Here is a 12556-nt window from a genome sequence, read left to right as displayed (position 1 = left end):
CCTCACTCTGAGCGGCCCGGCGTGAACTGCTCCCCCCGGGCCGGGCGTGCGGGTCCGGGCTGGACAGCCGAGTCAGGCTGCCAGGTGGTGCCGCGCTGCGGAATGCGGCGACGGGACTCGGGCTTGTCGGCCGGCGTGCTCTCGGTCTGCGCCGATTCCTCGTCGGCGCCGACCACCGGCACCGACGCATCGGCGTCACCGATGACGTCTTTACCGTTCTTCTTGCGCCGCAATGCCTTGTTGACCTGATGGCCTTTGCCGTTTTGATCGCCGGCGCGCTGGCCGGCTGCGGGGGAGCCCGCTCCCGGGCTGCCTGCGCCTGCACCCAACCCGGCCCCGGCCCCGGCTGCCGTGGTGGGCATCTTCGCCGCGGCTGTTGCGGGCGCGCTGCTCGGCAGACCACTCGCTATGCCGCGCATCGGAACTCCGCCACCGGCGCCGCCCGCACCCTTGCCGGCGCCCGCGCCACCGAGCCCCTGCGGCCCGAGGCCGAGGACACCCTCAGGTGGGCCTCCCAGCCCTGACCCCAGCGGGTTCTGTTGGGCCGCGTTCTTGGCGGCGTCCATCGCCTGGCCCATCGCGTCCTTGGCGGCATTGGTTGCCGCGTCGACCGCCGACTTTGCGGGATCGGTCAGGCTCTTGAGGGCGTCCTTGGTGGGATCAGTCGTGGAATCCTTTTGGTCGATGGACCTTTGGTCGATCGGCTTCAGCTTGTCGAGATCGGTCGGTTTGTTGGGATTCAGCTTGTCGAAGGCCGACTTGTCGAGAGGCTTGATGCCTCCGGGGGTTTTGCCGCCGCCCGGGCTGAACGGCTTGGTGCCACCCGGCCCGCCTGGCCCGCCGGGGCCGGTCGGATCGGTGGGAGCTTCGAACTTCATGTTCGGCAGCGGAGGAAGATTGGGGAAGCCCTGGGCCACCGCTTCGATGGCCGGCTGGTAGGTGCCGTCAAAGAGTTGCACCGCGTCGGTGTAGTCCTTGATCGATTGTTCGACCCGCTCCTTGTCCTTGACCGCGGTGTCTACGTTCACGTACTGGCCATTGTCGAGCCGTAGGAGGCCCTCAGAGTCGAAGTGGTACCTATTGTTGTATGCCACGACCTCGGCATTGACCCCCTGCAAATTCTTTGAATCAAAATCCTTGACCACGTCATCGCTTGCAGAGTTGGGGAAATGGGCTTGGACATAGTCGAATGCGGTATGGAGCACCTTCAGCCGGTCGGAGATCTCTTGCGACGACGGCGTGAAATCGTAGATCGAGGTCTTGGTGACCTGCTTGGAGGCGGCTTCCGCCGCCGTCGCGCTGTCGCCGGACCACTTTCCCTCAATTGCCTTGTCGACTTTGTCCTTGAAGGTCTCGGAATCTTCCTTCAAGTTGTTCCCGTGAGTTGTCCAGGCCGTGGCCAGGGTATCGATCGCGGTGAGGTTCGACTTCAACGTGGACTTTTCGTCGCGGAGTTCTTTGAAGGTCCAGCTCTCGAAGTTGATCTGCTTACCGCCGGTGGTCGCGGCAGTCACCGCATCCTGAACGGTTCGATCTGCGGTCAGCCCCGGAATTTCGTCAAGTGTTGAGGTGTCCGGTGCTCTCTTCTCATCCTGGATGGTGAACTGGTCCATCGCCTTGAGTTTGTCGCCCGCATCGGGATATTCGTTGTATTTTGTGGGCTCGTCGTGCCCCATCAATTTGTTCCACTCCGATGGGGTCCAATTGTGGGAATCCGAGGTGAACAGCTCGCCGCCGAAGAGGGCGCCCGTCCAATTTCCGAAGCCGCTCATGGCTAGCCGGACTCATGTTTCTTCAGCGCATTCGCCGCGTCATGCGCCGTCTTGATGAAATCCTGTGTCTGGGCCAGCTGCTCCCTGACGTAATCGGTCAGCGCCTTGCCCTTTGCGTTGAAGGCGTTCTCCATGGCCTTCGCCAGGTCGTTGTTCGCATTACTACCGAAGTAGCCCGTGGTGTCGTCCAGCGCATTGTCGATGATCGCCTGCAATTTCGCCTCGTAGGGATCGAAGGCGCTGCTCTCGAGTCTGTCGACAGCCCCCGGTTCGAGGTGGAGGTAAAGCTTTCCGTCGGCGGTAGCGGCGTCCAGGCCGCCCCAGGGACTAGTCATGATTCTCCTCTGCCGCGATCGTTACGGTTGTGCTGGATCTGATTGTGCTGCATTGAACGGCAACGTCACCTCTTTCTCGATTCGAAGCAGCACCGCTGCCGAGTTGACGAAATTCCCGGCGGCAAACAGCATGACCAGGTCGCCGGGCTTGGCGATCTTCTGGTTCATCAGATAGGCGAGACTCACCCCGAAGTCCGAGACCGTCAGATGCCCGAACTGTGCCTGGAAGTCACGCAGACCGGGGGCCGGCCGGAGCCGGGCGTGCATGGCGAGGGCGTCGGTCACCTGTCTCGGCTCAATGAATGACGGTGCGAACCAATCGATGTCATCCGGTTTGAGGCCGGCGCGTTCGTAGCATTCGATCACGGTTCCGACGGCTACCCAGAAACTGGCTATTGCGTTGTCTTTCACGGTCCCAGAACCACGTCGGTCATAGTTCTCCCACCTGGCGATCCAATCCGCCAAGGTCGGAAACGTCGGATCGTCGATGCCGCCATCAGTCCTGCCGTGCATCATGCCGGCCGACGGATTGTGCGAACGTGCCGCGGCGGACACGATGCGGGCGAACCCCTCGGTCCGGTTCAGAAGTGCGCAGAAACCGCTGTCGCCCAGCAGGGAACCTTCGGTCGCCGGGCTAGCCGCATACTCGTGCCGGTCGAAGTAGAAGATGCTGTCGCCACCGGTCACCATCGCGTTGTCCCCGGCCCAACCCGCCTGCAGCACCGCATCGGCGAGCATCACGCCGTACAGGCCACCGGAACAGAACTGCCGGATCTCGGTCGCGGAACCGGCGGATGTCCTGCCCAGCACGGACTGTTGGAGTGAATTCTGTATCGGCCAGAAATGCTCGCCCTGATACAGGGTGCCGCAATGGAAGGAAGCGGCCATGCTGTCCGCCGCCGCGGACAGCGCGGTGCCGTCGATCTGTCGCGCTGCGTTCTCCACCATTTGATGAACGGACTGCATCTCGGCCGCTGCGGTCGCGAGATGCTTCGGGCGACCGGCGCTGTCCGTGCCACCGGGTATGTACGTCGAAACCGCACTAAGGTACGCCATTGAACTCTTGTTCTGTTCGCGCTGCTGCGAGGCGTTCCTCCGCCCCCTTGACGTGTGCAGCCTCGATCTTCTTGAAGGCGGCCAAGGCATTGGGGACCGTGGCCGGAATGATCTGGAACGAGCTGATGCCCTCGTTCACCAGGTAGGCGCCGTCGTCGGCGACGTTGATCAGCGTCAGGTGATTCGCGTTGCGCAGCGTGTAATCCTTGGTGAATTCCGAGGATCCGGAGAGCAGTACCGAACCGGTGATTCGCGAGTCGCGCAGCACCTGCTCGGGAGTCTCGTCCTCGAACTGACCGTCTTTCCGTGGTCTGCTGCCGGGCGGGTAGTCCGGCAGGGCCTCGAGGACCACCTGCGGGAAATCCACGTTCACGCACCCGATGATCTGGACGTCTTCGCCGAAGATCGTCTCTCTACCGGGGTCTTGGGTGATGACTGCGCAGTATCCCGACGCTCCGATAACACCGAACAGGCGATACAACCGCGCCCCGGTGCCGTCTTCGATCTGTCCGAACCCCTGCAGCAGGAACACCGGCGAGCGCAGCGCGTCGAGTATGGCAAGTCGAGTCTGCGTCATGCCGGCGCGCTGACGGGCCAGGGCGGTCTGCCGATCGGCCTCGAGTTCGGTCTTGTACCGCTGCTTGCTGTTTCGATATGCCAGGGGGAGCGGCAGCCGGTCGAGGCCGACCACCTCGCATAGGCATCTGAAGTCGAACCCGCTCATGAACCACGGTTCGACGTCATGGCGTAGCGGGGCCACTTTATCGGTGATCACGTTGAGCCCCTTTCGGTCTGGCAGTTGGAAATCGGACGCGTAAGCGGGCCCGGTCGCGGTGGAGCCGTCAACCGAGCCCGCCGACGAACGGCTGTGCTAGAAGCCGCCGGCAAGATGCCTGTCGAGCGCCGCCGCGTCTTCCTGCGACTGATTGCCCCCGGACCGGGTCTGGGTGATCTCGTTGAGGATCGCGTCCATCTGCTGCAGGATCTGAGTCTGCTTCTGGTGCAGCGTCGCCGCGGCATCGCCCTCGTACACGCCCTGCAGTGCGGCGAACACCTGGCTGACTTCCTCACGCATCTGCTGCGCGTTGTTGGTCATCCCCTGAATGTCGTCCAGGGACGCGTAGTTGGCTCCGTACTGGTACCGAATGCTGTCTGTATCCATGGATCAAGCCCTTTCGATGTCTGGCCGGCAACTAGTCAGCGTCGTGGCTGACGAGTGCGTTGATGTCGGACTTTCCCTTGTCGACGATGTGCTGCAGGTTGTTGATGACGTAGTTGAAGTCTTCGTGGTGCTGCGTCATGATGCCGCGAAACTTGGCGGCCTTGCCGCCAGTCCACGAGCTGGCGGTCATCGACTCGGTTTGGTCGAGGATCTGGGAAGCCAGCCGCCGGACATCCATCATCTGTTTGTCGATGTTCTCGATCTTGCTCTGGGCTTCCGCGGGCGTCAGATGGAGCGTCATGCCTTACCTCTCTTGTCAGACCCGGCGCGAATCGCCGGACGGTGGTTGAGAATTCGCTGGTGAACACGGAGCGGATCTAGCAGTCCCCCCATCTGTAGCCGGACAGCTCGACAAGCTGGCCGATGGCCTGCCTGATCGTGTGGTCCGATCCCGGCTTGAGGGTGGTCCACAACTGGCCACTGGGCGAGGCGCTCGGGGCGCCGACGATCCGTCCCCGCTTGGTGTAGAAGATGGCGACCGCCCCGGCAGAACGTGACACGCGGTCCACGTCGTCATCGAGTGCGTAGTAGACGATCTCGGCGAAGGCCAGCCGTGCGGCCAGCGCCGAGCCCAGCATCATCGCGGTTCGGGTGTCGGCTCCCAGAGCCCGGATCCGGTCGGACAACTCGGTGGGTTCATGGGAGTCCGACAGTGCCTGGGCGATCTCGGTCAGCGGCGCGCCGACGGGACTGATCTCGGCTGGGACGGCCGCGGGGAGGCGACGCAGCAGGGCACCGGTGGCGCTGGAAAGGTTTGCGCCGTCGTCGATCAGGTCCAGGGTGATCTCGTCGCCGACCCGGCAGGCCGAGACGCACTGTGTGCCATGGCGTACGACCGTGACGCGGGCCAGGCCATCGGGGGTGACCAGGCGCATCGCGAGCTCACGATCCGGCCGTTGCAGTGACTCCACGACCACGGCGAGTTCGGTGCCGACCTCCCCGGCTGACAGTAGGCCGCGTTCGGTCAGGTTCCGGGTGGCCGCACCGGCCGCCTCGGCCCGTGCCGTCCCAGTGGGGTGCCGCGGTCGGAGGTCCAGCACCACTGGTAGCGCCTGGACTCCGAGACGTGCTGCCAGAACGTGCAGTTCGTCGTTGGTGACGACGAACTGGGGAGCGAGCGAGGCCGTCATAGGTTGAGCCCCCGGTCCACGCCGATCACCGGAGGAGTGACCCAGCGGTTGTCCACCTGCTCAAGCGTCCGTTCGGGTTCGTCGGCGAAGCCCTCGCCGGCGGGCACCTCGGGGGCGGCCAGTTCGTCGAACACCGCGGTGTCGGGACCCCAACTGACGTTCGACACCGTGAACGGTGCGTCGTTCTGCTGCGCGGTGGGAAGCCAGGACTGTCCGGCGTCGGACACCCCGGCACCCGGTTCGCCCGCCCCGTCGAGAGTTGCCGCAGGCTGCACCGACTCGTAGTCGCGGCTCTGGTCGTTACGTCCCATGGCACCCATCGGTGCATAGGGAGCCCCACCCATGCCGGTGCCCGAGGAGCCTCCGGCACCGGTGAATCCGGTCTTCTGCAGCGCCTTCGGGTCAGCGCTCGACTTGACGCCCGGTGCGAACATGGGGGCCAGCGGCGGCGGTGGCACCGCCGCAACCCCGCCGGAGGCACCGCCGCCACCGCCGGGTGCGCCGTCGGTGCCCTGTTCGGCCTTGAGCGCATTGCCTTTTGACACCTGCGGAGGCAGAGGCTGATCCCACGGCTGGGCCAGCGGAGCAGCGGCCTCCTCGTACTGTTGCATGACGGCCGCGGCGTTGGCCGCATCAGCGGTGGCGGCCGCGTCGAACTCGGCGAACATCCCGGTCAGGACGGCCCCGTTGTACGCCGCCAGCGAGGCCATCATGTCCTGGGCGGTCTTTGTCTCGACGGCCGCCGCCACGCTGGGCATCGCGAGTACCGCCACCGTGTTCGCGACCGCGGCTTCCTCGGCGCGTTGGCCGTTGCCTGCTGCGCTGAGGCTGATCGCCTGCAGCCACTGGCCGAACTCTTCCAGGCGTTGCGCCGCCGCGCTGGAGGCCTGGCTGTCCCAGGCGGTCCGCAGGCGTGCCACCAGCTTGTCGAAATCAACGGAGACATTTGCCAATTCGTTGGCGACCCGGATCCAGGCCGCGCCGGCACCGCCGACCGATGACGGACCGGGCCCCTCGGTGAGGTCACGAGCCAGCTGCTCGGTGCTGCGTGACTCCCACGCAACGTCGGTGAACCCCACGCCCAGCAACCTCCCCTCGCGAAACAGAACCGGATGTACGTGTGACGGTCAGGCGGAGAAGTCCTCCGAGGCGGCAATGTTGGACGAATGGCCGCGCAGTGTCGCGGCCACCTCGTGGACCTCGGCCATACCCTGATCGGTGGAGGTGCCGAACGAGGTGTGGACCTCGTTGAGAGTCTGGGCAATTCGTTGTGACACCTCGTCACGGGCCGACGGGGTCACCGTGAGGTTGGGCGCCTCGTCTGTCATCACCCGCTGAACCCGGTTGGCGAGTTCGTCGAGCTGGCGGCTGATCTCCTGCACCTCTGCGGGCTGGATGGACATTCCGTCGGTGTCGGCCATGACCGTTCTCCTTGGTTGGGATGACTAGATCCGGAGTTCGACGTCCGGAGGCTGATACGGGTCGGCCTCCCCGAGGACCGGGGGTGCCGCAGTGCCGAGATCGCCGACGATCTCGCTGCCCTGGTCGGTGGTGTGCAGGAAGGACGCCGACGTGTGGTTGTTGCCGGACGAGGCGTTCGCGCCCTGGCCGGCGCCCATCGCCCCCATGGGCGCGCCCCCCATCATGCCGGGCGAGCCGACGCCGCCGACCCGTGGTGCAGCTGATTGTGATGGGGCGCTGGCACTTTCGGCCTGAATCATGGCCGACATCGGTAGCGACCGGGGCGCGGGCGTTCCGCCGCCCCCGATTCCGCCGCCGACACCGCCGGCACCCATTCCCCCACCCGCGAGCGCGGGGTCGCCTTCACCTTCTCCCAGAGCGTCGGCGGCCGGGTCCATCGGATCGATCGCGGGATTCGCGGCGTTCTGACTGGCCGCCGACGCCGCGCCGGTGCCGGCCTGCACTCCCGCCTCGGCGCCTTTGATCGCCATCGGCATCAGCGGGGCCAGGCCGGCCAGCGACGAGGCGCCCTCGGGGGCGGCGGTGATGCCCACCGGTGCACCGGCCGTGGTGACCTGGGCGGCCTGGGTGGCGAGCGAAGTCTGCAGCTCCGTCATCACCTCGGCAGTGGTGGCAATTGCCTTGTTGGCAGCGGCGATTGCCGCGGCCCACCCCCACGGGAAGATGATCATGGGCCCGATGGCCGCGATCGTCGCGGCGAACTCGGTGATGATGGCGATGAGCCGGACCCTGGCCTGGCCGACGTTGGCGGCGGCCGCGGTCAAACTGCTATTCAGGGCTTCGGATTGGGCACCTACCTCGGCCCCGTTGGAAATGGCGGTCGTGGTCTTGGCCGCCGCGGCGGTACCGGACGCGCCCTGCCAGGCGTCGCCCGCCGAGCTGACCGACCTCGCCATGGGGCCGCCGGTGGCCTGGAACATCTTGGCGATGGCCGGCAGCATCGTCGTCGGATCGACCCCGTCGAACATGCCGCTGCCCAGCGTGCTGAGCGCATCGGTGACCGGGCTGATCAACGCACTCGGATCCATCGGATTGGCGGGTGGCTGCTGTTCGGGTTGGCCTTCGGGCGGCGGTTCTTCTGCCGGCTTTTGATCCGCAATTGGCGGCAAACCCAGGCGGTCGAGAATTTGTTGGACTGGCAAATTCAGAAAGTCTTGCAGATTCTGTTCTTGAGCAGCGATAACCGGTGTGGCGTCGTAGCCGGGAATGCGTTGAGCCAACTGTCCAACGGGGGATACCGGCTGGGGAGGCAAAACTGTGGGCATGTGGCGTCGGGCCTAGGCGTCGTCGTTGGACAGGACGGCGGACCGAGCGCCTTCGGTGGCGGCCCCGGTGGCGGCGTGCACGCCGCCCACGAGCAGTGTGCCGGCCAAATTGTTGGCTTGAGCTGGGCCGAATGCTGCCAGATAGACCGCTCCGATCGGGCCTAGGGCGGCGGCCGCGGACATCAGCATCGCCGCTGAGTCGGCCGATCCGGCTGTGGTTATCGCGGATCCGGCCGCCTCGTTCGCGGCTGAAAAGGTGGCCATCCCCGAAGGTTGGGCGGCGAAAATATCGCTCATCGTGCTAATACCTTTCCAGCTGGAAGCGGGGCTGTGTGGGCACGAGACCAATAAACTATAGCCGCGCCTGCCGTCCGCAGCTAACTGAATTTTCCGCGAATAATGCGTGTAGATCGTTCGTTTTGGTAATTAGCGCAATGGCAAAAATTGCTGATCACGGTGATTTTGGATGGTTTCTGCGTGCACGCTGGGAAGGAGCTGTCGTCGGGTGTTTGCCGGATCGGGCGGCGATGTGGCGCGAGTGAATCATCTTGTGTTGAAACCCAATCCATGTCCCCGCGCTGATAGTTGCGGGTAACGCCCTGTGCGGTAACCGATTCGAATATCGACAGCGAACGTCAATTTTCAGCGCTGATAGCGGACTGTCAGCGTGAAACCCGCACGGATTGCAGATGAGCGAACCCTAGGCGCGTGGTTCGAAAGCGCCGCCGTCCCACCGCGTCAGCGGAGCCTGGTTCAACTCCCGCAGCCGCTGCGCGAATTCCTGGGACAAGAACTGCTGGCGGGCCGTCGCCACCTGCGCGGCAGCGCCTGCGGTTTCGACGATGAGCTTGGCCAGCGCGTCTGCACCCAGCTTGTGTGCGGTGGGTCCGAGCCAGAGCCCGGTCATCGCGCCCATGCCGTCGACTTCGGCGCTGACGTTCCCGTCACGGCTGGTGACCCGCGCCGAAATCGATTGGCAGTGCTCATCCATGGCTTGGACGAGATCACGTTGCTTGCGGATGCGGCCGATGAGGGAGTCGGCGAGACCGGTCACACTGACCTGCCCCAGGTCGTCGGGAGGTATTCCTCCTCGCCCAGGGCCTCGTCCTCCGCGCGGCCCAACTCGTCTTCGGTCGCCAACTTCAGTGGATCGATGACCGATGCGCTGTAACCCTTTTCGACCAGCTCGCGCCTGCGCTCGACCTGGGCGCGCGCCGCTGACAAACGGCACAGCGCCAGGATCTCATCGGCCAGTTGTGCAGGCGGTTTCTTCAACTCGACGGCGTCGAGGCGTAGCGCGACCGGCAGACCGCGTTCGGTGGTGCGCACCGTAATCGTTCCGCCAGCTGACTGCACCGGCTGTGCCATTCTGCTCAACTTAGTACACTCGCGGGCGGATCGCGGCTGACCGTGCAGTGAGGAGATGTGTCACCTCCGATGAGTGGATCTACCGATGCGCAGCGGGTTTTCGATGCCGGGGTGCTGTCGCTCGGCATTCCCATCGACGGGTTGGAGACCGAGCGCGACCTGCAGTACGCGACGCTGGCGTTCCGCCGGGCCACCGAGTACGACCCGGACATGTGCGATGCGTGGTTGGGCCGCGCGGCCACCGGAGACACGAGCCCCGAGGTCGTCTACCACCTCTACCGCACCAGCACACTCTCGTTGTTCCGTGAACAGCGCCGACTCGGGCTGCCGCAACGGGCATTGAGCGGACGCTTCCAGACCGGCTTGTACCTCGACTACCCCTTGAGCACCAAGACCGAGATGTGGCTTGCCTACGCGGCCAGCATGATTGGCGCCAGGGATTTCGACGAGGCCGAGCAGGTGCTCGACAAGCTGGAGCAGACCCTGGCGGCGTCGGACGGTGATACCGGCGAGATCTGTGCGTATATGCGTGGGGTACTGCATTTCACCACGCAGCGCTGGCCTGACGTACTGAGCGCGTTGAGCAAGTCGGGATCGTTCACCGACAGCTACATCGGCGCCGGCGCCGATCTGATGGTCGGGTCGGCCTGCGCGCAGATGGGATTGTTCGGAGAGGGCATCCGGCGGCTCGACCGGGCGATCGAGGGGCCGGTTCCGGGAGCGCGGCGCGCTGCGGAATTCTGCAAGGGGCTGACCCTGCGGGAGATGGGCGAGGAGCAGGACGCCCGGGTGATCTTCGAACGGATCTACAGCGAGGACCCCGGATTCGAGGCGAACGCCGCGGCGTTGGCCGATCCGAAGTACCGCCTGGTGATCACCTCGAAGGAGATCGTCGACTCGCGCTCCGACCGATGGGATCCGGCCAGCGTGCCGTCGGCAGAAGACCTGCTGGCGGACGATCTCTCTGAGCGCGGCAACGAATACCTGCGGGCAGCGCAGGAGGAGCTGGACCGGCAGATCGGCTTGTCGGAGGTCAAACTTCAAGTAGCCAAACTGAAGTCGGCGGCGATGCTGGCAAAGGTCCGCGGGGACAAGGGGCTCAGCTCCGCGGCGCGCAGCCTGCACCTGGCGTTCACCGGACCGCCCGGGACCGGCAAGACCACGATCGCCCGGGTGGTGGCGCAGACCTACTGCGGGCTGGGGTTGCTGAGAACACCGAACATCGTGGAGGCCAAGCGGCACGACTTCGTCGGCCAGCATCTCGGTAGCACGGCGATCAAGACGACCGCGCTGATCGACTCGGCAATGGACGGGGTGCTGTTCATCGACGAGGCCTACACACTGATTCAGACCGGGCTTTCCGGCGGCGACGCCTTCGGTCGTGAGGCGGTCGATACCTTGCTGGCCCGCATGGAGAACGACCGCGACCGCCTGGTCGTGATCATTGCCGGCTACGACGCGGAGATCGATCGCTTCCTGGCTTCCAACGATGGTCTGGCGTCACGGTTCACCAAACGTATCCGGTTCGGCTCGTACGGCCCCCACGAACTCGGGGACATCGGAAAGCTGGTCGCACGCACGAGGGATTCGGAACTGTCGCAGGCCGCCCACGAGGAACTCGTCAGCTCGTGCGTCGGGCTGTGCCAGAGCGAGGCGCTCGATTCGACGGGACAACTGCGGCCCGGCATCGACCTGGCCGGCAATGGCCGATTCGTGCGCAACGTGATCGAGGCGGCCGAAGAGGAACGGGAATACCGGCTCAGCGAGGTCCACGGTACGAACCTGTCGGAACTCGATGAGACGCAGCTGATGCGGATCGAATTGGCCGATATGCAGGCGGCACTCAAACAGGTGCTCGGTATGACGGCATCGAGTTGACGGAAGGAAGCAGCCATGACCGACAGCGATGACCAGCGGCTTGTGCTCGGGCCGCCGGAGCAGACTCCGTTCACGTCCATCAAGCCGGAGACTGCGACGAGTCATCGCCCGTCGCTGGTGCCGAGCAACGGCGATCTCGGGCTGGTCCGTGCCGCGCCCACCCCGAAATCGGGCTGGCGCAAGGCCGTCTACCGGGCTACCGGCATCAACCCGGGAGTCTCCGAGCAGGAAGCCGACCGCAAGTCACTCCTCGATCGGGTCAACCAGCCGGTGGTCGGCGGTCCGTTCAACATCGCTCTGTTGTCTCAGAAGGGCGGGGTGGGCAAGACGACCACCACGGTCGGGTTGGGGGCCACACTGGCGGCGACCCGCGGTGACCGGGTGATCGCGGTGGACGCCAACCCCGACTTCGGCACCCTGGCCCAGCGCGGACCCAACGAATGCGATTCCACGGTGCGTGACGTGCTCCTCGATGACGGCATATCGCGGTACTCCGACATCCGTCGCCACACCTCTCAAAGCACGAGCCGCCTGGAGATCTTGGCATCCGAGCGGGACCCGGCCACCTCGGAAGCCTTCTCGGAGTACGACTATCGCGGTGTTCTGAGTGTTTTGCAGCGCTTCTACAACATCATCCTGACGGACTGCGGCACCGGCCTGGTGCACTCGGCGATGGCGGGGGTACTCGATGCCGCGGATGCGATCGTGATCGTGGCCTCGCCTGCCATCGATTCGGCGCGCAGTGCGCTGGCGACCCTGGATTGGCTTGAGCGCAATGGTTATTCGCACCTGGTCCCGAAGGCGGTCGTGGTGGTCAGCGCGTCACGGCCGGGCGCACTCGGGCTCGACATGGGGCAGCTGTCCAACCACTTCCTGCCCAGGGTGCGAGCCCTGCACGTGATTCCGTTCGACGATCACCTGGCCGAGGGGGCCGAAGTGGACCTGGGCTTCCTGAGCGGGCCCACGCGGCAGGCGTTTCTGGAGCTGGCTTCCACTGTGGCCGACCTCTTCTCGGTGGCGCCGCAGGTCAAAAGGCGCGCCTGATGCG

General features: G+C 65.2%; 14 protein-coding genes and 1 pseudogene. 2 read left to right on the top strand and 13 right to left on the bottom strand.

The features are described 5' to 3' along the window. Positions 1-2: 2 nt before the first annotated feature. The 13 genes from EYZ64_RS29285 to EYZ64_RS29225 all read right to left on the bottom strand — a co-directional run bounded on the left by EYZ64_RS29285 (position 3) and on the right by EYZ64_RS29225 (position 9630). Positions 3-1772 (bottom strand): hypothetical protein, encoded by a 1770-nt coding sequence (locus EYZ64_RS29285; RefSeq protein ID WP_135459199.1) that lies wholly within the window; start codon positions 1770-1772, stop codon positions 3-5. 2 nt (positions 1773-1774) lie between these two features. Then, on the bottom strand, positions 1775-2107 hold the full coding sequence (locus EYZ64_RS29280; protein ID WP_135459197.1) for a hypothetical protein: 333 nt from the start codon (positions 2105-2107) through the stop codon (positions 1775-1777). A gap of 21 nt (positions 2108-2128) precedes the next feature. Further along, positions 2129-3055, bottom strand: coding sequence for a 3-oxoacyl-[acyl-carrier-protein] synthase III C-terminal domain-containing protein (locus EYZ64_RS29275; protein ID WP_167858019.1), 927 nt, complete (start codon positions 3053-3055; stop codon positions 2129-2131). A gap of 94 nt (positions 3056-3149) precedes the next feature. Beyond that, positions 3150-3938: a hypothetical protein gene (locus EYZ64_RS29270; RefSeq protein WP_135459192.1), complete on the bottom strand. Its 789-nt coding sequence runs from the start codon at positions 3936-3938 to the stop codon at positions 3150-3152. Positions 3939-4034: 96 nt separating this feature from the next. Then, complete coding sequence (locus EYZ64_RS29265; protein ID WP_135459190.1) at positions 4035-4325, bottom strand: hypothetical protein; 291 nt, start codon at positions 4323-4325, stop codon at positions 4035-4037. A 31-nt stretch (positions 4326-4356) separates the two neighbouring features. Next, positions 4357-4626, bottom strand: coding sequence for a WXG100 family type VII secretion target (locus EYZ64_RS29260; RefSeq protein WP_055118232.1), 270 nt, complete (start codon positions 4624-4626; stop codon positions 4357-4359). A 76-nt stretch (positions 4627-4702) separates the two neighbouring features. Next, complete coding sequence (locus EYZ64_RS29255; RefSeq protein WP_135459187.1) at positions 4703-5515, bottom strand: ESX secretion-associated protein EspG; 813 nt, start codon at positions 5513-5515, stop codon at positions 4703-4705. Beyond that, positions 5512-6594, bottom strand: a complete 1083-nt coding sequence (locus EYZ64_RS29250; RefSeq protein ID WP_135459185.1) for a PPE domain-containing protein — start codon at positions 6592-6594, stop codon at positions 5512-5514. Before EYZ64_RS29250 ends, EYZ64_RS29255 begins: the two co-directional genes overlap by 4 nt. A 48-nt stretch (positions 6595-6642) precedes the next feature. Beyond that, positions 6643-6936, bottom strand: coding sequence for a PE domain-containing protein (locus tag EYZ64_RS29245; RefSeq protein ID WP_135459183.1), 294 nt, complete (start codon positions 6934-6936; stop codon positions 6643-6645). Positions 6937-6960: 24 nt separating this feature from the next. Then, positions 6961-8139, bottom strand: coding sequence for a hypothetical protein (locus tag EYZ64_RS29240; protein ID WP_135459181.1), 1179 nt, complete (start codon positions 8137-8139; stop codon positions 6961-6963). Between the two features lie 135 nt (positions 8140-8274). Further along, on the bottom strand, positions 8275-8559 hold the full coding sequence (locus tag EYZ64_RS29235) for a hypothetical protein (RefSeq protein ID WP_135459179.1): 285 nt from the start codon (positions 8557-8559) through the stop codon (positions 8275-8277). A gap of 403 nt (positions 8560-8962) precedes the next feature. After that, complete coding sequence (locus EYZ64_RS29230; RefSeq protein ID WP_135459178.1) at positions 8963-9316, bottom strand: YbaB/EbfC family nucleoid-associated protein; 354 nt, start codon at positions 9314-9316, stop codon at positions 8963-8965. Continuing rightward, positions 9313-9630: a hypothetical protein gene (locus tag EYZ64_RS29225; RefSeq protein ID WP_135459175.1), complete on the bottom strand. Its 318-nt coding sequence runs from the start codon at positions 9628-9630 to the stop codon at positions 9313-9315. The genes EYZ64_RS29230 and EYZ64_RS29225 overlap by 4 nt, the downstream gene beginning before the upstream one ends. 69 nt (positions 9631-9699) lie before the next feature. On the opposite strand from EYZ64_RS29225, the gene eccA reads away from it, so the two are divergent. Together eccA and EYZ64_RS29215 are read left to right on the top strand one after the other, a co-directional pair. Next, the gene (gene eccA / locus EYZ64_RS29220) at positions 9700-11508 is read left to right on the top strand and encodes a type VII secretion AAA-ATPase EccA (RefSeq protein ID WP_135459173.1); all 1809 of its coding nucleotides are present in this window, start codon (positions 9700-9702) and stop codon (positions 11506-11508) included. A gap of 54 nt (positions 11509-11562) precedes the next feature. Then, a pseudogene (locus EYZ64_RS29215) lies at positions 11563-12552 on the top strand (MinD/ParA family ATP-binding protein); the annotation flags it as partial. Positions 12553-12556: the final 4 nt, after the last annotated feature.

It is taken from the genome of Mycobacterium sp. DL99, assembly GCF_004762045.1.
GTDB lineage: Bacteria > Actinomycetota > Actinomycetes > Mycobacteriales > Mycobacteriaceae > Mycobacterium.
The sequence above is the reverse complement of the archived record's forward strand: the minus strand, read 5'-3'. Positions and strand labels throughout refer to the sequence as shown.